Source organism: Burkholderia sp. WP9 (assembly GCF_900104795.1).
In the GTDB taxonomy this organism is placed as follows: domain Bacteria; phylum Pseudomonadota; class Gammaproteobacteria; order Burkholderiales; family Burkholderiaceae; genus Paraburkholderia.
Genome location: NZ_FNTG01000002.1, coordinates 959,070 through 979,478 on the forward strand (window position 1 = coordinate 959,070; position 20,409 = coordinate 979,478).

The following is a 20,409-nucleotide window of genomic DNA, read 5'->3' on the forward strand; positions in this document are numbered from 1 at the left end:
CCGCCCGGACCACGATACTGGGCCCCGTCAGTCTTCCCTCACCCGATTCAGTTGCGCAGCCCTTCGCGGCCGGCGCCCGGAGAACACGTCATGCGCACCGAGAAAGCCTTCCGGTTTCGCCCCGCTTACGGCTATGCAGCCGCCGTCGTGTGTGTTGCGCTCGCGGCCTGGGGCGCGGTGAATCCGCCGCCCACGCTCGGCATCGTGCAGACGCTGGACCAGACCGACCTCGACACCCAGTTGCCGCTCGAACGGTTTGCCGTCGCGGCGGGCAACGCGGCCGCCTCGTCATCGCGAGCGCTGCGGCAGACCGAGCAGTCTTTACCGCTTGCATTGCCGCGGCATGCCGAGCGGACCGTGCCGCAAGACCGACGCATCAGTGGCGATACGCGCAATGGGAAGGCTGAGGCAGGCAACGGCTTTGCGAGGCTGAGCACACCACGCCGGAAGAGCAACGCGCACGATGACTACCGGACGATCGAAAACTGGAAGAACTGGACGTGACCGAAACGTTCCCGCTCGTCCGACCACTCGCCAATCATCGGAGGTACTCCATGATCAACCCATCGCAGCGACCCGCCGTGCCCTCCAGTGTCGAACCGGCGGCCGCCATCGCGGACCCGAAAATCTGGCGCTGGTACGCGGATCTGATGGCCGATCGGCGCCTGGTGTGCGAGCACGACGGCGCACGGTGGGTCGTCGCGGTCGACGGAAGGCGCCTCGCCGACGAGCGCGCATTCGAAACCGCGGTGCACAGCGCCTATGCGATGACGCGCGCGCTCTCGGCATTGAATAGCGCGCGCGTGGCCTGAGCCGCCGCAACACGCGCTACGCGGGAAGCACGAAAAAAAACGAAAGAAAGAAGCGAAGGAAACGCAAGCAAGCGCCGCAAGCGGCGCCTGCCCGATCATTCCTCGTCGGGATACACCCCGGCCGACACGATGCATACAAAGGCGGTCGCTTTCAGCAGGCACTCCACCGAAGACAGCACGAATCCCAGCGGAAACACGCGATATTCGACCGGCAGCCCGAAGGCCACCGCCATCAGGCCGATCGTGCAAAGGAACGCGTAGACGATCCGCGCCATCCGGCTGCCGGACAGAACACAGCCCACCAGCGCGACCCACAGCAATTTGGCGATGACGCACGCAGCCGCATCGCGCGTGGACAGGCTGACCCAGATCTCGAACGGCAATTCGAAAACCGACCAGACCGCGGTCGCGACAACGACCCGGCGCGTCCAGCGCCCGAGCGCGGCGGGTTCGACCGGCGCCAAAACCTGAGCGCGCCAGTCCATCGCGTCGGCGCGCTCGGCGGCCGGCACAAACATCAGATCGGTGCCGCTCGTGTCGCGGTGTGATTCGTCCAGATAGCGCATCTCGATGCTCCGGTGGTGCCCAGGTATCGGCGTGGAATGAGTCGCAGCGAATGAGTCGCAAGGAATGCGGCGCCGCTGCGCAGACTTCGCGTGGCCTCGCCGGGTGGAAACCATTATTCGCCGCGCCACTGCGCCGATCTTTTCAGAACGCCTGCGAGCTTTCGAAAATGCACGGCGCGTGCCGCCATGCCGCCCTGGCGCCGCCGGCCCACACCGTATCCGGCGTGCGAATCCGAAACAGACGGGCATTTAAACAAGATCCCAGTGCGGGCGCGGCCCATCCTTCCACTTCATGTCCCTCAACGAAACACCTGGAAACGGCCATGTCCAAACGAAAGACAATCCGCATCTACAGCGAGCCTGCGGGCGGCTGGGGTGCGCTGAAGGCAACCGGCGAAGCGCTCGCGCTGCAAGGCGTAGCGGTGTCCGGCGCGAAGACGCTGTTGCGGATGAACCAGCCGGAAGGCTTCGACTGCCCGGGCTGCGCGTGGCCGGATCCGAAGCACACGTCGTCGTTCGAGTTCTGCGAAAACGGCGCCAAGGCGGTGGCGTGGGAAGCCACCGCGAATCGCTGCACACCCGGCTTTTTTGCCGCGCACAGCGTCTCGGAGCTGGCCGCGTGGGACGACTACGACCTCGAAATGGCCGGCCGCCTGACCCACCCCATGGCCTACGACGCAGCCTCTGATCGTTATCTGCCGATCGAATGGGACGATGCCTTCGCTCTGATCGCGCGGCATCTGAACGGCCTCGATAGCCCCGATCAGGCCGACTTCTACACGTCGGGACGAGCGTCCAACGAAGCCGCGTTTCTGTACCAGATCTTCGTGCGCGAGTTCGGCACGAACAACTTCCCCGACTGCTCGAACATGTGCCACGAGGCGACCAGTGTCGGCCTTCCGGAGTCGATCGGCGTCGGCAAGGGCACGGTGCTGCTCGAGGATTTCGAGGAAGCCGACGCGATTTTCATCTTCGGTCAGAATCCCGGCACCAACAGCCCGCGCATGATGAGCGATCTGCACAGCGCCTCGCGGCGCGGCGCGAAAATCGTCTCGTTCAATCCGTTTCGCGAGCGCGCGCTGGAACGCTTCGCGTCGCCGCAGAATCCGCTGGAAATGGCCACGCTGGGCTTCACGCAGATCAGCTCGTTTCTGTATCAGGTGCGCGTGGGCGGCGACGTCGCCGTGCTCAAAGGCATGATGAAAGCCGTGATCGAGGCGGACGACGCGGCGCTCGCCGCTGATGCGCCGCGTGTGCTCGATATCGAGTTCATCGAAGGACATACGCACGGTCTGGCGGACCTGGTCGCCGATCTGCGCGCCACCCGCTGGGAGGCGATCACGCAGCAAAGCGGGTTGTCGCGCGACGACATCCAGAACGCCGCCGACATTTACATGAAGGCCAAAAACGTGATCCTCGTGTACGGCATGGGGCTCACGCAGCATCACCGCGGCACCGAAAATGTCCAGCAGATCGCCAACCTGGCGCTGCTGCGCGGCAATGTGGGCCGGCCCGGCGCGGGCGTGTGCCCGGTGCGCGGACACTCGAACGTGCAGGGCAACCGCACCGTCGGCATCACGGAGAAGCCTTCGCCGGCATTGATCGACGGGATCGAACGGGCCTTCGGCTTCCGGCCGCCCGCGGCGCACGGCCATGACGTGATCGCCGCGATCGAGTCGATGATGCGCGGCGACGCCAAAGTGTTCATGGCGCTAGGCGGCAATTTCGCCGCCGCCGTGCCCGACTGGATCCGCGTGCAGGCGGCGATGCGCAAGCTGGACCTGACGGTGCACATCGCCACCAAACTCAATCGCAGCCACCTCGTGCACGGCAAGGACGCGTTGATTCTGCCGTGCCTCGGCCGCACCGAGATCGACATCCAGGCGGACGGTCCGCAGTCGATCACCGTCGAAGATTCGATGTCGATGGTGCATGCTTCCGGTGGCCGCAACGAGCCGGCCTCCCCGCATCTGAAGAGCGAGCCGGCGATCGTCGCGGGCATTGCGCGTGCCACGCTCGGCGCACACTCCCACGTGGATTGGGAACACCTCGTGGCGAGCTACGACCGCATTCGCGACAAGATCGAAATCGTCTACCCGATCTTCCAGGCGTACAACGAACGGATTCGCGTGCCGGGTGGCTTCCATCTGGCTTCGAGCGCGCGCGAACGCGTCTGGGCCACGCCGACTGGCCGCGCGAATTTCCTCGTCTTCAAGGGGCTCGACGAAAACCCGGTTCACAACGATCCCGACGCGCTGTGGCTCACCACCATGCGCAGCCACGACCAGTACAACACCACGCTCTACTCGCACTCGGACCGTTACCGCGGCGTGTTCGGCCAACGCGACGTGATTTTCATGAACACGCGTGAATTGCAGAAACGCAACCTGCATCCGGGTGACCGGGTGGATGTGTACGCGCTGTCCACCGATGGAATCGAGCGCGTGATCCGCAGCTTCAAGGTGATCGACTATTCGCTGCCCGACGGCTGCTGCGGCGCGTATTACCCGGAGGCCAATCCGCTCGTGCCGCTGTACGCGTTCGATCCGAAAAGCCGCACCCCGTCGTACAAATCCGTCCCGGTGAAGATCGCGCGCGCCGCGGCGGTCGGTCCCGACTCCACTCATCAGGCGGCGATTATCGGCGCTGCGGGAGCCCATCATGCATCTTAGTGACGTCCTCGATCTGTCTCGCGCCCAGTTCGCGATGACAGCCATTTTTCACATTCTGTGGCCGATTCTGACCATCAGTCTGTCGGCCTTCCTCGTTCTGATCGAAGTGCTGTGGCTGCGCACCGGCAACGTCGGCTATTACCGGCACGCGCGCTTCTGGAGCAAGCTGCTGGTGCTGAATTTCGCGGTGGGCGTGGTCAGCGGCATTCCGATGGAGTTTCAGTTCGGCACCAACTGGGCCGGCTTTTCGCGTTACAGCGGACAGTTCTTCGGCAACATTCTCGGCTTTGAAGGCGCGATGGCCTTCATGCTCGAAGCCGGTTTCATCGGCGTGATGCTGCTCGGCTGGGGCCGCGTGCCGCGCGCGGTGCATCTGTTCGCCACCTCGATGGTCGCGCTCGGCTCCAGCATCTCGGCCTTCTGGATCATGGTCGCCAATTCGTGGATGCAGACGCCGGCGGGCGTGACGGTGGAGAACGGCAAGATCATCGTCACCGACTATGCCGCGGCGATCTTCAATCCGGATATGGTGTGGGGCGTCACGCACATGTGGGTCGCGGCGATCGAAACGGGCATGTTCGTGATCGCCGGCATTTCCGCGTGGAACCTGTTCAAGCGCCGCAATCCGGAGTTCTTCGCGCGCTCGTTCAGGATCGCTTTGCTCGTGCTCGTAGTCGCCGCGCCGCTGCAGATCTGGCTCGGCGATTCGAGCGGCGGCAGCGTGTTCGAAACGCAACCGGCCAAAGGCGCCGCAATCGAAGGACACTGGACCACCAACCAGCCCGGCACCGCTGCCTCGTGGTCGCTGCTCGCCTGGCCGGACCAGAAAGCGCAACGCAATGACTGGTCGATCGAAGTGCCCGGCATGTTGAGCATTCTCGCCACCCATACGCTGCACGGCGAGGTCAAAGGCCTCAGCGACTTCGCGCCGGCCGACCAGCCGCCAATGCTGCCGCTGCTGTATTACGCGTTCCGCGTGATGGCGGGTATCGGTTTCGCTTTCATGGTACTGGCCTTCTGGACCGCGTACGTGTTGCGCAAAACACGCGGCAATCTCGAACGGCTGCTCGAACAACGCAAGCTGCTGTTCGCCTGGGTGCTGTGCATTCCGCTGCCCTATGTCGCGGTCGAAGCCGGCTGGATCGTGCGCGAAGTGGGACGGCAGCCGTGGGTCGTGTACGGCTTGCTGCGCACGAAAGATGCCGTGTCGACCGTGGCGGCCTCGTCGGTGACGCTCAGCATGGTGATGTTCTTCTGCTTCTACGTCGTGTTGCTCGGCACCTTCTTCGTGCTCGCGCGCAACTGGCTGCGCGCCGGCCCCGACCTCACGCTGAACCCGCCTGCGGCCATCAAGGCCGAAGCGGCGGCGACCGTCACCGAGTACTAAACCATTCCCGTTGCAAGGACATCTCATGGACAGCTCCACTCACACGATGCTCGCCATCACCTGGTTCGGCCTGATCGGCCTGATGCTGGTGTTCTATGTCGTCACCGACGGCTTCGATCTCGGCGTGGGCATACTCAGCCTGCTGCGCAAGCGCCGCGAAGATCACGACGTGATGGTGCAGAGCATCGGCCACGTCTGGGACGCCAACGAAACATGGCTCGTCGTGCTCGGCGGCGCCCTGTTCGGCGCCTTCCCCGCCGCGTATGCGCTGCTTCTGCAGGACTTGTATTTACCGGTAATGCTGTTGATTGCCGGCTTGATCATGCGCGGCGCCGCGATCGAATTCCGTCACAGCGTGTCGCACGGTCCGGCCTGGGACAAGGTGTTCGGCATCGGCAGCCTGGTCGCCGCGATCGCCCAGGGCGTGATACTCGGCAAGGTGATCACCGGCCTGATTCCGGGTGACATGAGCGGCGTGTTCATCGCCGTGACCGCTATCGGCGTGGTGGCGGGTTACACGCTGCTCGGGTCCACCTACCTCGTGAAGAAGACCGTAGGTTCGATCGAGCAATGGTCGCGCCGCCTCGCCTTGCTGAGCGCGTTTGTCACGGTGGCCGCGGCCGTCGTGCTCACGGCGGCGACGTGGTTCATCAGCGAGGTCGGACAGGATCGGTGGACGCAGCACGGCGTGTTTCATCTGCTGGCTGCGCTGGGGCTCGCCTCGGCTCTTGCCTTCGCCTACATCATGGGGTCGCTCTATCTCGGCAGTGCACGTGGGCCGTTTCGCGCCTCGGTTGTGTTGTTCGTGTTGTCGTTCGTCGGGCTGGCTGTCAGCCTGTTCCCGGACTTCGTTCCGGGCAAGCTGGGGATTGTCGAGGCTGCCTCCGATACCTCCACGCTGGTGTTCATGCTGATCGGCATCGGCCTGATCTTTCCGGTGATGATCGGCTATAACCTGTACCAGTACTACATCTTCCGCGGAAAGGTGATTGGCGAGGTACATTCCGGCGAATAATGGGCGGGCCTCCGCGAGGGCGGCGGAGGTTGTCGTAGCGGGTTGTTGTAGCGGGTTGTCGTAACGGGTTGTTGTAAATCTCCCGGACACTCTCCTGCGCTGCTGAGCCAACAAAAAGGCGCGAATCCGATTCGCGCCTTTTTCCCTTCCTGCCGCATACATTCCTCGATCAATCCAGAACCGCCTCATTGACCACTCGCTCCAGAATCATCGCCCCGACATTGAGCGGTGCCGGCCTGCAAGGCCTGGGCTTATAGATCGCATCGCCCGGACGAATCGCCCGCCCGCTCACCGCACAAATGCCGGCCACCCGTGCACGGCTGGCGTGCCAGACCTGGTCGCCATACGAGCAATGCGTCGGGTCGCGCCACACCACCGTGGCGGTGGATTGCGACGGGCGGTCGATCACTTGCACCTGAACCTCGAAGCGCTCGCCCATCACCGGCAAATGCGCCTCTTTGCGCCCATCGTGAGCCGCCACCGTGGCTACGTCGAAGGCCGCAGCGTCCGTATTGCCGGACAGGACAGACAACAACCCAATGGTCTGCAGCCACGGATCGGTGAAACTCGCTTTCATCAGCATGATTGCACTCCTGTTTCTGATAAACCCATTGATCATCGAGACGGCCCGGCCGGAATTGCCGGCGCTGTGGGCCGAGCAACGCATCTGCATGCGCTCGGGCACCATCCGGTCGATATGCGGGCATGACGCCGCGGCCTCGACCACCATTTCCGCTATTACCCTTGTTGCCTGTTGCCCGTTTCCTGCTGAACGAGCAATCCGCCAACCCGCAACACGCTGTCGTCATGCGAGGCACGCGCGCCGCTCGGCGGCGACCCTGCGTCGCTCATCATCGCGACCGCGGGCTGCCGCAGGAATGTCTCGCTCACTTCCAGAAACGCGTGAATCTGTTTACCGATCGACATTCGCTTTCATCCTCCAGCAGTAAGGCGTTTCTCCAACAATGCGTTTGAACACCGTCGTGAAGTGAGCCTGCGAACGGAAGCCGCAACTCAATGCGACGTCGAGCACGTTGTATTTCGTCTCGCGCAAAAGCGTCTGTGCATGTTCGATCCGGCGACGCAACAGGTAGTCGTGCGGACGCATGCCGGTCGCGCGACGAAACTGCGAGGCGAAGTGCATCCGCGTGAGCCCCGTGCTGTTGGCGATATCGGCGAGACCGATCGGTTCGGCAAGATGCGCTTCGACGAATTCGATCGCGCGGCTAAGCCGCCATGCCGGCAAGGCGCTTGCCTCGCGCGTCTGCCGCCCGGTCACGGTGAAGTGCCGTGCGATCACGCGCGACACGATCGCGAGGCTCACGCTGTCGGTGAAGACCTTGCCGAGCGCGGCGTCTTCGGATTGCGAAACGGCGAGCGCCTGTCCAAGACGTTCGAGCGCGGGATCGCGCACGAGCCTGGGATCGTCGATACGGATGTCGCCCGCGTGCGGCCGGCCGAACGTGTCTTCGAAACATTCACCCAGCACCTGCTGCGACACGAACAGATGCAGCACATCGGCGGGCGACTCGAACACGGCGCGGCACGCCACCTGCGGTGCGGTGATCTGCACGGCGCCCGCGGTCACTCTGCCGCGCACGAGCGTACGCTCGGCATGGGAGAACGTCAGCGACGTGCATTTGAGATTCATCGCCACGCAATGGTGCGCGACGCTGCCAGGATTGACGACCGCGATCGGCTGCGTGTCGTGACGGGTCCAACGCGACACGAGGATGTTGCCGCGCTGACGCGCGCCGGTATCCTCGTCGGTGGGACAGCGCCATTGATGCTCCGTGCCGACCCGGCTCACCAGCGTCCTGCGCACGACATCCGTTGCGGTTTCGGGATACGACATCGACGAACTGATCATGATCGGGTCATCCGAGTAAGTGATGTGACAGTGCCCGGTGAGAGCGGCGCTGCATGGACTCCAAGGTATCGCACGGCGGTGGGCCCAACCAGCCCTACATACGGTTGCCTGAAATGACCAATGGTTGGGTCGTTTCATATTCAGGTTTAGTCGCGCTGCGAACCGCGCAGACAGCGCTACGCCGCGCCTCGCGGGCGCAAGCGCCGGGCGCGTGTGAGAATGGGTTGGAACGGCCGTGCTTCCCTGAACAGAAGCGGTGAACTACCTATACCTGCGTATGAGTCCGCTAGCCCGAGGGTCGCGGACCCTGCGCACAAACTGCGCCGCCGCGCGCGGCAGCGCTCAACTGCGCGAACTGCGCGCCGGCGTGCCCATGCCTTGCGGCGGCTTGATGCCGAGCGCCTCCGCCTTCAGCACGAAATCGGCGAGCGAGCGTGCGCCCATCTTGCGCATGGCCTGACCACGATGAATCTTGACGGTGATCTCGCTCAGATTCAGCTCGCCCGCAATCTGCTTGTTCATCAGACCGGCGGCGACGAATGCCATGACTTCGCGTTCGCGCGACGTCAACGATTCGTAGCAGCGGCGCAGGTCCGCCACGGAGCGCCTCGCCGCGCGGCGTTCCTCGTCGCTCGCCAATGCATGCGCGACGGCGTCCAGCATGTCCTGATCGCGAAACGGTTTGGCCAGAAAATCCTTGGCGCCGGCCTTCATCGCCTTGACCGTCATGGCAATGTCGCCGTGCGCGGTCATGAAGACGATCGGCAGACCCAGCTCGCTCGCTGCGATCTGCTCCTGCACCGCGAGTCCGCTTTGTCCTTTCAGACGCACGTCGAGGATCAGGCAGCTCGGCACGTCAGGCATGTCGAAAGCGAGAAACTCCTGCGCGGAGCCAAAGGTTTCGACACTCAGACCGACCGAGCGCAACAGATTCCTCACGGCGTCGCGCATCGACTCGTCATCGTCGACCACGTACACCATCGAGCTGATTGCGTGAGTGCCGCTATCGGCGCTCACATCGCTGTGCGGATCACTGCTCATGACTTCTCCCTTCATCGACGGGCAGAACGAACTTCAGCACCGCGCCGCCCGCTTGCGGTGATTCGGCCCAGATGAGGCCGCCGTGCGCCTCGACGATCGAACGGCAGATCGACAGTCCCATACCCATGCCATCGTCCTTGGTCGTAAAGAACGTATTGAACAAACGCCCGGCGTTTTCTTCGCTGATGCCCGTGCCCGAATCCTGCACCATCACCTCGGCCCGCTCGTCGTCGAAGCGGCGCGTGGCGATCAGCAGCTTGCGCGGCCCGGCCACCTCCGCCATGGCCTGTACGGCGTTCATGATGAGATTGATGAGGATCTGCTGCAGTTGCACGCGATCGCAGTAGGCGGTCAGCGGCGGCACCGCAAGGTCGACGTGCAACTCGATGCGATGACGATCGAGTTCGCGGCGCACCAGTTCGATCGACTCGCCGACGATCCCGTCCAGATCCACCGTCGCCGGCAGACGGTCGCGCTTTCTCGCCATCGCGCGGATGCGCTGGATCACCTCGTCCGCGCGTTTCGCGTCGCGGATCATCTGCGCGATGGACTGCGCCGTTTCGTTGATTTCCGGCGCCGGACGGTTCAGCCAGCGCAGCGCCGCGCCGCCGGATGTCATGATCGCCGCGATGGGCTGAGTGACCTCGTGCGCGATGGAAGCGGCCAGCTCGCCGAGCATGGTGATCCGCGTCGCGTGAGCGAGTTCGTCGTTGGAACGTGCGAGCGCTTCCTGGGCGCGCCGGGCCCCGGTGATATCCATCAGCGCGCCGACATACTCGCTGTAGCCCGGCTGCCGGGTCGCGAGACGAGCAACGTAGTGGACATACTTGACGCTGCCGTCCGGCATGACCAGCCGGTGCTCGATATCGACCCGCGTTTCGCCGCCAGCGGCCTGTTCGAATCCGCCACGCACCAGCGCGAGATCGTCGGGATGCGTGCGCGCGAGCATCGCGTCGATCGACGGCACGGTATCGCGCGGGTAGTCGAAGATGCGGTAGGCCTCGTCGGACCACCAGGTCTCGCCGTCCGGAAAGCGCACGGCGATGCTGCCGGTGTTGCTCAGCCGTTGCGCGTCGCGCAAAAAGGCCTCGCTGCGCTCGAGCGCCTGCTCCGCCCGCTTGCGCCCGGTAATGTCGTTGTTGGTCGCCAGCACCGCGCGCGGGTTGCCCTTCTCGTCGCGCCACAGCGCGGCGCGGCTCGAAATCACGACGACACTGCCGTCGTGCCGCACGCGCGTGAGTTCGCCCACCCAGCGGTTCGAGCGCAGCAACTCGGCGCGAATCTCGTCATAGGGGACGGGAAAGACCGTCTGCGTCATTTCCTGCAGCGATTGCCCGATGGCCTGCTGCGCGGTCCAGCCGTACAGCGCCTGGGCGCCGTGATTCCAGAAGGTGATGCGGTCGTTCATGTCGTGCACGACGATCGCGTCGTGCGCGAGGTTGAGCAGTTCCACCTGCTCCCGCAACGTGGTGGTCGCGGCCTGGTTCCTCAACGCCAGCATCGACGTGGTGGCGATCGCCAGCAGGCTTACCGCGCAGCGCGCGACCGCGCCGCTCGAGTAGGCCTCGTCGTGCGACATGACGAAGCCCAGCAGCGTCAGCACGACGCAACCCCAGGCGGTCGTGACCGTGAACGAGCGGTTGCCGGTCGAAGCGATCAGCAGTACGACCACGACGTACAAGACGGCGATTGCGATATCGAGCGGCGTCAGCGCGTCGATCACGAACACGGCGAGCGCGATGGCGGCGGCCAGCATCGTCGCGACATGGGCGTCGAGCGGCACCGTGGGGAGAGCGCGGCGGCAAGCCTTCATGACGGCCGGGTCAGCGGGCCGCCGCACGGCAACGGCGCGCAACAGAAGAGGTAGGCGTGTACATGGTGTTCGAAACGGGCATGCGTGGACGAATACCGGCAGCCTGCCCGTCAGTTTGACAGCCAGCTGGGCTGTCAACGCACATGACTGTCAGACCTACCGGCGAGCGGTAGCTTTCTATCTGAAATAGATCATGCGCGAGCCCGCGTCAATGGCGGTACTTATTTTTCCTTAAACCTTCCAAAAACGTGGTCGTGACAGATCCGCGCGTTCGGGCTGAAAGCCCCGTCGCACGGGTGTTGAGGCGGCGCGGCGGCCGTTTCGGGCCGCCGCGCGCGAGGCTGATCGATTAATGGTGGCCGTAGTCCTTACGGGCGATAGGAACCGCGCGAACCTTCGCATAGACGAAGGTCGGGAGTTCCTTGACCACCTGACGCGTGGCGCCGGCCCAGACGAGCTTGCCGTTCACATAGTCCAGTTGCGACATGGGAATCGCCACGTCGTGCTGGGACACGCCGAGGAACTGGTGAGCCGCCACGATCCCGAAGGAGACGGCGTTGTCCGGCGCGATGATGATGTCGTGAAGCACGCCGACTTTCTCGCCGCTGTCGTTGTAGATGCTCTTGCCGAGCAGGCTCTTCTTGACGCTCCAGCCTTCGACGACGAGTTCCGCCTGCTCCACGCTGATGCCGATCGGCTGCGCGCCCGCCACCTGCGCGTTTGCCTGCTGGCACATCGCGCCGAACGCCGACGCTGCCAGAAACACGAGTGTCCACTTTGCCTTCATGATGATTTTCTCCGCAAGATGCGTTTGTTGGAAAACAATGAATCGCAACCCGGCGACGGCATCTGACGTGCCGACTGCCGGGGTCGCGCTGACCGACACTGTGAACCGGTTGCAGCCGCGACTTTTTCAAATTCGCACGATGGCGTGGCTCGCTCGCCCAACCCGCGGTTTGCCAGAGCCTGCCCCACGCCGGGGCGGGCACGGCGTCGCGATCAATGGCTTTGTGGCCGCAGCGTGACCGTGCAGGTCATGCCCATCGCGAGCTTGACGCCGGCGGGAATCTGGTCGAGGTGGATCCGCACCGGCACCCGCTGGGCGAGCCGCACCCACGTGAAGATCGGATTGACGTCCGCCAGCAGATCGCCGTTGCTGGTCGGGTTGTCGCGGTCGGCAATCCCGCTCGCCAGGCTGTCGACGTGCCCCTGGATATCCTTGCCGCCCGACATCAGCCGCACCACCGCCTGATCCCCGACATGCACGCGCGGCAGTTTCGTTTCTTCGAAGTAGCCGTAGACCCAGAACGAGTGCGAGTCGATCAACGCCATGCGCGCCGTGCCGGCCGTGGCGAAATCGCCCGGATACAGGTTCAGGTTGGTGATGAAACCGTCCGAGGGCGCGCGCACTTCGCTGCGCGTCAGGTTCAGCACGGCCGTCTGCTGCGCCACCACGGCCGCCTTGACCGCGGCTTGCGCCGCGGCGTAGGCGGCGACGTCGGCGGAATAGTCGGCTTCGGACTGTTTGGCGAGCGAGGCCGAATCCAGCCGCGTTTCGTCCGAGATCACATCGCCGGTCAGGTTGGCGCGGCGCGCCGCCTGGGCGCGCTTCATCGCGAAGCCGGATTCGCTCGCGGCCATGCGCGCCTTGGCCTGCGCCAGTTGCGCCTGGGCGCGCAGAAGGTCGGCGTCGGCCTGCGCGACTGCGTAATGGAAGCGCGCCGGGTCGAGCACGAACAGAATGTCGCCCTTGCGCACCAGCTGGTTGTCCTTCACGCGCACTTCGCTCACCAGCCCCGACACATCGGTGGCGACCTGCACGACCTGCGCGCGAACCCGGCCGTCGCGCGTCCACGGCGAGAACATGTAGTCGAGCCACAGCATGCGGACCAGCGCGATCGCCACCACGAGAAGCGTAAGCGTAAAAATGGCGCGCAGGATGGATTGCATTTTCATCTTGGTGACCTGGCGTGAGCGTGAACAGTCAGTGGGTTCATGGGGATGAGTGAAGGACCGCGCTCATTGCCACAGCAGCAGCGAAGCGCCGCTGAAGAGCGCAGCGAAGAGCGCCACCCGGAACAGGCTCGGATGCCAGGTGTAGCGATAGAAGCCAAGCCGCGCCAGCACCAGGTCGAGCACGACGAACAGCAGCACGCAACCGGCGAGAATCGGCAACAGGCCGGGCACGAGCAGTGAAAACAGGTCAATTTCGCCCGGCATCGGCCACTCCTTGCGGCGCGTGATCCGGCGGCGCGGAGGCGAAACCGCCGCCCAGCTCCTTCATCAGCAGCGCCCATGCATCGAGCCGCCTGGCCTGCACCGCCGCCAGGCTTTCCTCCTGCTGCAACTGGGCGGCCTGCGCCGCCAACACATTGAGAAACTCGGTGATGCCGCTGCGATAGCCGGCGTCGGCGAGCTGAAACGATTTGCGCGCCGAACCGAGCGTGTTTTCAATCGACGCCTGCTGCTCTTCGAGCGAACGCAGCGAGACGACCTGCGCCGCGACGCCCTGCATCGCATTCACCACGCTCTGGTTGTACGCATCCACGGCGGCATCGCGCGACGCCACCGCCACTCCGTAATTGCCGCGCCGCCGGCCACCGTCGAAGATTGGCAGCGAGATCGCCGCGCCCACGCCGTGGCCCAAGCCGTCGCTGTTGACGAAGTTGAAGAAACCGCCGAAGGTCGCCGCCGACCCGAGCGACGCGGTCGCGATCAGATTGATGTCCGGATAGAAGTCGGCGTGCGCCGCGTCGATGCCCTTGTCCGCTTCGAGCACGCGCCAGCGCCCCGCCACCACGTCCGCGCGGTGGCCGATCAGCTCGGCCGGCAGCGAGGCCGGCAAGACCACCGGCACGCTCAGCGCGAGGCTCGGACGGCGCAGCGTATCGCCATACCCCGGCCCCTTGCCGATGAGCGCGGCGATGCCGATGCGCGCGAGCGCAAGCTGCTGCTGCGCCTCGCGCACCCGCGTCGTGCTCATCGCAAGCTGGGTCTGCGCCTGGCTGACCTCGAGCCCGCTGCCGACGCCCGCGCGCCAGCGGCGCGTCGCGATGTCGACGGTGCGTTGCTGTTCGGTTTGCACGGCGTCGTAGACGTCGAGCAACGCATACTCGAGCGCCAGTTGCACGTAGCTGCGCACCACGGCGGTCTGCAGTTCGACCTCCGCGAAGCGCGCGTCCGCGGCCGCCGCATGCACGTTGTCCAGCGCGGCTTCGCGAAGCGCGCGCGACTTACCCCACAGATCGAGGTCATAGGAAAGGTCCGCCTGGATATTGTTGCTCCATACCGTCGTGCCGCCCGGCGGCGCCGGGGTCGTATAGCGCGCGTAGCGCCTGCGCTCGAAGCTGCCGCTCGCGTCGAGTTGCGGCAGCTCGGCGGCGCCGGCGATCTGCGCCTGGAAGCGCGCCGCCTCGATCCGCTGCTCGACCGCGCGTAAGCCGGGGTTGCCCTGGGTGGCGTCCTGCACCAGCGTATCGAGCTGCGGATCGTTCCATTGACGCCACCACCCGCTCGCCGGCCACTTCGCGTCGGCTTGCGTGGCGCGCAACGCGGCGCCCGGGTCGAGTGTCGCGGGATCGAGCATCGATTCGCGCGTATGGATGCCGCCGCTGTCGATGCAGGCCGACAGCAGCACGGCACACGCGAGCGCGGCCGCCACCGGGCGGCACAGCGTGCGCAGGGACCAGCACGGGCGCGCGGGCTTCATGTCCGCACCCCGCTGGTTTGCCATAGGGCAAGGCTCTCGTCGCGCAGCGTCAGTTCGGTGAAATGCAGCAGCGCCCGCATCCGGTAGCGCGCGAGCGTCTGCGCGTCGACTGCGATATTCGGCCCGAGCGGCAGCAGGTCCAGCGCCCTGCGCGTCGCTGTCAACGCGCGTTCGGCCGCCCGCGGCGTGGCGTCCACGAACACGTCGGCAAGCGCGCCCAGCCACGCGTCCTGCTCCGCGGGCCAGCCCGCAGGCAGGATCGCGGCGAGCCGTTCGCTATCGAGGCGCACCTGGATCATCGAGCGGCCGATCTCCAGCGCGGCGAACGCCCAGCCGATCAGATGATCGCGGTCCACGCGCGCGTCGACCGGCGCGGACGCGATCTGCAGGATGAAGTCCCGCAAGCTCAATTCGAAGCTGTACAGCAGATCGTCGAGGTCGCCGTCGCGAGCGTCATGCGAGATCAGCCCGCGAATCTGCTTCTTGTATTGCGCGGAAATCCAGTCGCCCGCGCGTGGCGCGAGCACCGAAAACGCGACGGCGGCGACGGCGATACCGCACAGCAGCGCGAAGCCGGTATCGAGATAGGCACTCGGGTTATAAACGGTGGGATTCGTGATGCCGACAATGAAACAGAAGTACAGGCTGAAGCCGAGCCCGAGGATCGCCGTCTTCATGAATGTATTCAGATAGCTGCCCACCATCACGATGATCGCCATCGAAGCAGCGAGCAACTCGAACGTATCGATATGCGGCAGCACGAGAAAGTTGAACGCGAAGCCGGTGAGCCAGCCGCCCAGGCAGCCGGCGAAGATCTGCCAGCTTGCCACCGCAGGATTGGGCGCGAGCGCGAACAGCGCACTCGTGATCGCCACCGCGACAATCGCGGTCGCGCCGCCGACCCAGCCGGAGCCGATCCATACCGCGCCGACTATCAGCACCGCCACGGCCGAGCGCGCGCCGGCGATCGTCGCGGCTGCACGGTTGGCGGTAGCGCGGGTTCTGCCGATCCGGGTAATGGCCTGCAGCACCGATTGCGACCACGGCAGGCGGCCCATCGTGCGTGCGTCGACGTAGCTTCGGCACATCAGGCGCAAATCGGCGATCGAGAAGAACAACGCCGCGCCGGTGGTCGCCACGAACTGACGTTGATGCGGCGAGAGATCGGCGAGCGAGGCGAGCAAGCGGCCCAGAAACGCCGGCAAGTCACGCTCGAAGGCGTCGAGGCGGCTCGACATGGCCTCGACCTGTTCCATCGTGACCAGCTGAGGCGGTGCGTCGTTCGGCACAATGGCGAGCAGGCCGCCGATCAGCTGCTCGACTGCCGCGAGCGCGCGCGGCTCGGCCTCGGCGGCGACCCGCGCCTTCAACTGATGCAGTGCATGAATCCACGTGACGGTGTCGAGAAAACTCCGGTCGAGATCGAGATAGACATGGTTGCGCAGGCGAATGGACGGGTCCTCGAACACGGCGCCGCTGCGCAGACTTTCCACGCCGACGCGCTCGCGGATCAGATCGAGAAAAGTGTCGAAGCCCGCAACGCTCGTCGCGCGGTCGAGTACCGTATGCATCGCGTTGAGCAGGTTCGTGAAGTTCTTGCGGCTCGCCGCGTAGAGCGCCGGCGCGACCGACTGCGGGAACACCACCGCGCTCACCACGCTCGCGCACACCACGCCGATCGCGACTTCGCTGACGGTGAACACGACGTTGTCATAGACGCCGTACGGATTCGACCACACTGGTATCGCCGTGATGGCCGTGCCGTAGCCGGTCAGCACGAACCCATACGACTGGAAATTGCGGTAGTAGGCGGCGCCGAACACGCACACACCGATCCACACGGCCAGCGCGGTCAGAAACAGCAGCGGCTGTTGCGGGAACAACGCGATCAGCAGCAGACCCGCGAAGCTGCCGCCCACCATGCCCAACCCACGATAGAACCCTCGCGCGATCACCATGCCGCTTTGCTGATGCATCATCACGATCACGCACGAGACCATCGCCGTGGCCGGCGTGCGCAGTTCGAGGCGCATGCACAGACCCATCGCGAGCGTCATCGCAACGGCCACCTTCGCGATATGGCGAAAGCGCGGGCCGTCGTCCTTCCAGTATGTGTTCAGCTCGTCGCGCCATCGAGGCAGGGCCGCGCTGGTGGCATCCGCTTGCTGGGTCATAGGGCTCTCGTGAATCGCTCGACTTGGGTTGTTCGCGCGCTTGTTGGGGCGCTTGCTGGTGCCTTTGCCAGCGCGTTGTTTTCTCGTCCGCCGGCCGTTAAGCCCAAGCGAATACCGCTATCTGTCTACGTTGCGTAGTTTGCGATGCGCGGGGGCGGCGCATTTGCGGATTCGCACGTTTTTTACACATGCGCTGTGCGGCATGCGTTTGGGTTGATGCGTTTGGGTTGAATGCATCGGCGGGCATGCAGTCTCGACCCATGAGTTGCGCTAATCCGTGCGCGGCAGAAATCCCCTCGGCGCATAAGGACGTTGCCCAACGGGCGCCCGGAACCCCGGGCGCCTCGCCTCACCGCGACCTGCTTTGCGCGGCTAGCGCAAGTTGGTGCGCGCCAGTTCGACGATCTCGTCGCCGCGACCGTTGAGGATCGCGCGCATCATGTAGAGGCTGAAGCCCTTGGCCTGTGCGAGCTCGATCGTCGGCGGCATGGCCAGCTCATGTTTCGACGTGACCACGTCCACCAGCGCCGGGCCGGGATGGTCGAATGCCTGCTTCAGCGCGCCCGCCACGTCTTCCGACTCTTCGACGCGAATGCTGAAAATGCCCGCCCCTTTCGCGATCGCCGCGAAATCGGTTTTGGCGAGATCGACGTTGGTGTCGAGATAGCCGCCCGCCTTCAACTCCATCGAGACGAAGCCAAGCAGGCTGTTGTTGAACACCACCACCTTGATCGGCAAGTCGAGCTGCCGCGCGGTGAGCAGATCGCCGAGCAGCATCGACAGCCCGCCGTCACCCGACAGCGACACGACCTGGCGCCCCGGATGCGCGCCCTGTGCGCCGAGCGCCTGGGGCATCGCATTGGCCATCGAGCCGTGGTTGAACGAGCCGTGCAGCTGGCGCTTGCCGTTCATGGTCAGATAGCGCGCGGCCCAGACGGTCGGCGTGCCGACATCGGCGGTGAAGATCGCGTCGTCGCTTGCGGCCTCGTCGATCATCTTCGCCAGATATTGCGGATGGATCGGGCGGCCCGGGCCGGCCGGCGTCGCGAGATCGTCCAGCCCCTTGCGTGCGGACACGTAGTGCTTGCGGGCGTTGTCGATGAACCCGCGGTCCGTCTTGCGCTGCAGCTTCGGCAAGGTCGCGGCGACAGTTTCCTTGACCGTGCCGACGAGGCCCAGCGCAAGCGGCGCGCGATGCCCGAGCTGGGAGCCTTTCCAGTCGATCTGGATGATCTTCGCGTCGGCCGGATAGAACGGCCGATAGGGGAAATCGCAGCCTAGCAAGAGCAGCGTGTCGCACGACATCATGGCGTGATAGCCCGAGCTGAAGCCGATCAGCCCGGTCATGCCGACGTCGTACGGATTGTCGTACTCGATGTACTGCTTGCCGCGCAACGCATGCACCACCGGCGCGCCGAGCGTGTCGGCGAGCGCGACCACTTCGTCGTGCGCGCCTTGCGTGCCGCTGCCGCACATGATCGTGACCGCGTCGGACGCGTTCAGCATCGCCGCGAGCCGATCGAGATCCGCCTCGGCGGGGATGATGCGCGGCGGCGCGCTTTCGGTCCACGACGGCGCTTCAGCCGGTCCCTCGCTCAAGGCCACGTCGCCCGGCAGCACGATCACGGCGACGCCGCGCTGTTCCACCGCGGTGCGCATCGCGCGCGCCAGCACGCGCGGAAACTGCGCTGCGGAGGACACCAGTTCGACGTAGTGGCTGCACTCCTTGAAAAGCTCCTGCGGATGCGTTTCCTGAAAGTACCCAAGGCCGATTTCCGTCGACGGGATATGCGCCGCGATCGCGAGCACCGGCTGTTGATTGCGATGGCAATCGAACAGACCGTTGATCAGATGCAGGTTGCCCGGGCCGCAACTGCCGGCGCACACCGCGAGACGCCCGCTCGAAGCCGCGTCGGCGCCGGCCGCGAAGGCGGCCGCTTCTTCGTGACGGGTATGCATCCAGCGGATCGAGCCGACCTCGTCGAGGCTGAAGGCGAGACCGTTCAGACTGTCGCCCGTCACGCCCCAGATCCGTTCGACGCCCGCTGCCGCGAGCGTGCCGGCGAGATAGGCGGCAATGGTTTTGTTGGCCATGCTTGACTCCTTTTCACGGTAATTGGAAATCGACCGGGCGCTGAAAACGTCGCGACCGCGGCCGGCAGATCAAAAGAAAGCGCCGAAAAAATCGTCGCCGGAGGACGGCGCGGCTCTGCTGTGCCGATCCCCCTAAACTAGGCGAGTGTCGGCAAAATGTCCTGAAATAGCTCTGAAAACACCTGAATCACGCGGATACCAGGCAGCCGGCGCACGCTCGCAGAAGCTGACTGAAAAAGGTGGTGGAGACCGGCGCCGCCGACCGTCGCGCAATGCGCTCGCGAAGCCGGGATTCCAGTATGCTGACGTACCCCTCACTGCCGGCTGTACGACATGAATCTCTCGTTCGAAGTTCTGCAGGTGCTCGACGCCATCGATCGGACCGGCACCTTCGCCAGTGCGGCGGAACAGCTTCACAAGGTGCCGTCTTCGCTGTCGTACCTGGTCCAGAAGCTGGAGCTCGATCTCGGCGTCAAACTGTTCGACCGCAGCGGCCGTCGCGCGATCCTCACGCATGCGGGGCGGGTGGTCGTGGAGGAAGGGCGGCGTCTTCTGGAGGCGGCGGAAGATCTCGAATGCAAGGCAAAACGTATCCAGCACGGCTGGGAGTCGGAGCTGCGCATCGCCGTCGACGAGATCATTCCGTTCGACCTGCTATGGGACCATGTGGACGCGTTCTACAAGCTGCAGATGGATACGCGGCTGAATCTGTCGAAAGAAGTGCTGGGCGGCTCGTGGGATGCGCTGTTGACGCGCCGCGCCGACCTGGTCGTCGGCGCGGCCGGCGAGCCGCCGCAAATTCCCAACCTGGTCGCCAAACCGATCGGCTCGCTGCGTCATCTGTTCGTGGTGGCGCCGCAGCATCCGCTCGCCGCGGTGCCGGGGCCGCTGACGCTGGCGACGGTCGCCCGGCATCGCGCCGTGGCGATCGGCGATACGTCGCGCAAGCTCGCGCCGCGCACCATCGCGCTCGCCGCGAATCAGGAAGTCATGACAGTGCCGACGCTCGAGGCCAAACTCGCCGCGCAAATCAAAGGGCTCGCGGTCGGCACGATTCCGGAGTGTCTGGCCGCCGAGCCGTTGAGCCGGGGCGAACTGGTGCAGAAGGAAGTGCTGGGCATGCGCGATGTCACGCATTTCTTTCTCGCGTGGCGCAGCGACGAAGCCGGCAAGGCGCTGCGTTGGTGGGTCGACCAGTTGGACCAGCCGGATCTGATCGACGAGGTGGCGCAACAGAGGATGTTGCACGGCTGAGG

18 protein-coding genes are annotated in these 20,409 nt (G+C 65.0%); 6 read left to right on the plus strand and 12 right to left on the minus strand.

All coding sequences use genetic code 11. The features are described 5' to 3' along the window. The first annotated feature begins 90 nt into the window (after positions 1-90). Together BLW71_RS25570 and BLW71_RS25575 are read left to right on the plus strand one after the other, a co-directional pair. Positions 91-504, plus strand: a complete 414-nt coding sequence (locus BLW71_RS25570; protein WP_091803314.1) for a hypothetical protein — start codon at positions 91-93, stop codon at positions 502-504. 50 nt (positions 505-554) lie between these two features. Continuing rightward, positions 555-812, plus strand: a complete 258-nt coding sequence (locus BLW71_RS25575; RefSeq protein WP_091803317.1) for a hypothetical protein — start codon at positions 555-557, stop codon at positions 810-812. 95 nt (positions 813-907) lie between these two features. On the opposite strand, the gene BLW71_RS25580 is transcribed toward BLW71_RS25575, so the two are convergent. After that, on the minus strand, positions 908-1,378 hold the full coding sequence (locus BLW71_RS25580) for a hypothetical protein (protein ID WP_091803320.1): 471 nt from the start codon (positions 1,376-1,378) through the stop codon (positions 908-910). A 323-nt stretch (positions 1,379-1,701) separates the two neighbouring features. Here BLW71_RS25580 and BLW71_RS25585 point away from each other — a divergent pair, with 323 nt between their 5' ends. The 3 genes from BLW71_RS25585 to BLW71_RS25595 are packed head-to-tail and all read left to right on the plus strand — an operon-like array spanning position 1,702 to position 6,452. Further along, positions 1,702-4,050 (plus strand): FdhF/YdeP family oxidoreductase, encoded by a 2,349-nt coding sequence (locus BLW71_RS25585; RefSeq protein ID WP_091803324.1) that lies wholly within the window; start codon positions 1,702-1,704, stop codon positions 4,048-4,050. After that, positions 4,040-5,437 carry a cytochrome ubiquinol oxidase subunit I gene (locus tag BLW71_RS25590; protein ID WP_091803327.1) on the plus strand — a complete coding sequence of 466 codons (1,398 nt, stop codon included), beginning with the start codon at positions 4,040-4,042 and terminating at the stop codon, positions 5,435-5,437. The genes BLW71_RS25585 and BLW71_RS25590 overlap by 11 nt, the downstream gene beginning before the upstream one ends. A 25-nt stretch (positions 5,438-5,462) precedes the next feature. Beyond that, a complete protein-coding gene (locus BLW71_RS25595) occupies positions 5,463-6,452 on the plus strand; it encodes a cytochrome d ubiquinol oxidase subunit II (protein ID WP_091803330.1) in 990 nt (329 codons plus the stop codon). 169 nt (positions 6,453-6,621) lie between these two features. On the opposite strand, the gene BLW71_RS25600 is transcribed toward BLW71_RS25595, so the two are convergent. The 11 genes from BLW71_RS25600 to poxB all read right to left on the minus strand — a co-directional run bounded on the left by BLW71_RS25600 (position 6,622) and on the right by poxB (position 19,153). After that, positions 6,622-7,182: a DUF3331 domain-containing protein gene (locus tag BLW71_RS25600; RefSeq protein ID WP_353615896.1), complete on the minus strand. Its 561-nt coding sequence runs from the start codon at positions 7,180-7,182 to the stop codon at positions 6,622-6,624. Positions 7,183-7,190: 8 nt separating this feature from the next. Further along, a complete protein-coding gene (locus tag BLW71_RS25605; RefSeq protein ID WP_091803333.1) occupies positions 7,191-7,379 on the minus strand; it encodes a hypothetical protein in 189 nt (62 codons plus the stop codon). Further along, positions 7,366-8,322 carry a helix-turn-helix domain-containing protein gene (locus BLW71_RS25610; protein ID WP_091803336.1) on the minus strand — a complete coding sequence of 319 codons (957 nt, stop codon included), beginning with the start codon at positions 8,320-8,322 and terminating at the stop codon, positions 7,366-7,368. Before BLW71_RS25610 ends, BLW71_RS25605 begins: the two co-directional genes overlap by 14 nt. A 342-nt stretch (positions 8,323-8,664) precedes the next feature. After that, the gene (locus tag BLW71_RS25615) at positions 8,665-9,363 is read right to left on the minus strand and encodes a response regulator transcription factor (RefSeq protein ID WP_218157132.1); all 699 of its coding nucleotides are present in this window, start codon (positions 9,361-9,363) and stop codon (positions 8,665-8,667) included. Beyond that, on the minus strand, positions 9,353-11,176 hold the full coding sequence (locus BLW71_RS25620) for a PAS domain-containing sensor histidine kinase (protein WP_091808864.1): 1,824 nt from the start codon (positions 11,174-11,176) through the stop codon (positions 9,353-9,355). Before BLW71_RS25620 ends, BLW71_RS25615 begins: the two co-directional genes overlap by 11 nt. A 349-nt stretch (positions 11,177-11,525) precedes the next feature. Further along, positions 11,526-11,963 carry a PRC-barrel domain-containing protein gene (locus tag BLW71_RS25625; RefSeq protein WP_091808867.1) on the minus strand — a complete coding sequence of 146 codons (438 nt, stop codon included), beginning with the start codon at positions 11,961-11,963 and terminating at the stop codon, positions 11,526-11,528. Positions 11,964-12,175: 212 nt separating this feature from the next. Continuing rightward, positions 12,176-13,132 (minus strand): HlyD family secretion protein, encoded by a 957-nt coding sequence (locus BLW71_RS25630; RefSeq protein WP_091803343.1) that lies wholly within the window; start codon positions 13,130-13,132, stop codon positions 12,176-12,178. 63 nt (positions 13,133-13,195) lie between these two features. Continuing rightward, complete coding sequence (locus BLW71_RS25635) at positions 13,196-13,396, minus strand: DUF1656 domain-containing protein (protein WP_091803346.1); 201 nt, start codon at positions 13,394-13,396, stop codon at positions 13,196-13,198. Beyond that, positions 13,380-14,909 (minus strand): efflux transporter outer membrane subunit, encoded by a 1,530-nt coding sequence (locus BLW71_RS25640; RefSeq protein ID WP_502686834.1) that lies wholly within the window; start codon positions 14,907-14,909, stop codon positions 13,380-13,382. The genes BLW71_RS25635 and BLW71_RS25640 overlap by 17 nt, the downstream gene beginning before the upstream one ends. Continuing rightward, positions 14,882-17,059: an FUSC family protein gene (locus tag BLW71_RS25645; RefSeq protein WP_091803352.1), complete on the minus strand. Its 2,178-nt coding sequence runs from the start codon at positions 17,057-17,059 to the stop codon at positions 14,882-14,884. Before BLW71_RS25645 ends, BLW71_RS25640 begins: the two co-directional genes overlap by 28 nt. A 372-nt stretch (positions 17,060-17,431) precedes the next feature. Next, positions 17,432-19,153: a ubiquinone-dependent pyruvate dehydrogenase gene (gene poxB / locus BLW71_RS25650; RefSeq protein ID WP_091803355.1), complete on the minus strand. Its 1,722-nt coding sequence runs from the start codon at positions 19,151-19,153 to the stop codon at positions 17,432-17,434. Between the two features lie 333 nt (positions 19,154-19,486). On the opposite strand from poxB, the gene BLW71_RS25655 reads away from it, so the two are divergent. Further along, entirely contained in the window at positions 19,487-20,407 is a 921-nt protein-coding gene (locus BLW71_RS25655) for a LysR family transcriptional regulator (RefSeq protein ID WP_091803358.1), read from the plus strand. Positions 20,408-20,409 lie beyond the last annotated feature (2 nt).

Bases quoted from the DNA above. Each gene is read 5' to 3' on its own strand.
- BLW71_RS25570 (WP_091803314.1), top strand. From the start codon at position 91: ATGCGCACCGAGAAAGCCTTCCGGTTTCGCCCCGCTTACGGCTATGCA.
- BLW71_RS25575 (WP_091803317.1), top strand. From the start codon at position 555: ATGATCAACCCATCGCAGCGACCCGCCGTGCCCTCCAGTGTCGAACCG.
- BLW71_RS25580 (WP_091803320.1), bottom strand. From the start codon at position 1,378: ATGCGCTATCTGGACGAATCACACCGCGACACGAGCGGCACCGATCTG.
- BLW71_RS25585 (WP_091803324.1), top strand. From the start codon at position 1,702: ATGTCCAAACGAAAGACAATCCGCATCTACAGCGAGCCTGCGGGCGGC.
- BLW71_RS25590 (WP_091803327.1), top strand. From the start codon at position 4,040: ATGCATCTTAGTGACGTCCTCGATCTGTCTCGCGCCCAGTTCGCGATG.
- BLW71_RS25595 (WP_091803330.1), top strand. From the start codon at position 5,463: ATGGACAGCTCCACTCACACGATGCTCGCCATCACCTGGTTCGGCCTG.
- BLW71_RS25600 (WP_353615896.1), bottom strand. From the start codon at position 7,182: ATGGTGGTCGAGGCCGCGGCGTCATGCCCGCATATCGACCGGATGGTG.
- BLW71_RS25605 (WP_091803333.1), bottom strand. From the start codon at position 7,379: ATGTCGATCGGTAAACAGATTCACGCGTTTCTGGAAGTGAGCGAGACA.
- BLW71_RS25610 (WP_091803336.1), bottom strand. From the start codon at position 8,322: ATGATCAGTTCGTCGATGTCGTATCCCGAAACCGCAACGGATGTCGTG.
- BLW71_RS25615 (WP_218157132.1), bottom strand. From the start codon at position 9,363: ATGAGCAGTGATCCGCACAGCGATGTGAGCGCCGATAGCGGCACTCAC.
- BLW71_RS25620 (WP_091808864.1), bottom strand. From the start codon at position 11,176: ATGAAGGCTTGCCGCCGCGCTCTCCCCACGGTGCCGCTCGACGCCCAT.
- BLW71_RS25625 (WP_091808867.1), bottom strand. From the start codon at position 11,963: ATGAAGGCAAAGTGGACACTCGTGTTTCTGGCAGCGTCGGCGTTCGGC.
- BLW71_RS25630 (WP_091803343.1), bottom strand. From the start codon at position 13,132: ATGAAAATGCAATCCATCCTGCGCGCCATTTTTACGCTTACGCTTCTC.
- BLW71_RS25635 (WP_091803346.1), bottom strand. From the start codon at position 13,396: ATGCCGGGCGAAATTGACCTGTTTTCACTGCTCGTGCCCGGCCTGTTG.
- BLW71_RS25640 (WP_502686834.1), bottom strand. From the start codon at position 14,909: ATGGCAAACCAGCGGGGTGCGGACATGAAGCCCGCGCGCCCGTGCTGG.
- BLW71_RS25645 (WP_091803352.1), bottom strand. From the start codon at position 17,059: ATGACCCAGCAAGCGGATGCCACCAGCGCGGCCCTGCCTCGATGGCGC.
- poxB (WP_091803355.1), bottom strand. From the start codon at position 19,153: ATGGCCAACAAAACCATTGCCGCCTATCTCGCCGGCACGCTCGCGGCA.
- BLW71_RS25655 (WP_091803358.1), top strand. From the start codon at position 19,487: ATGAATCTCTCGTTCGAAGTTCTGCAGGTGCTCGACGCCATCGATCGG.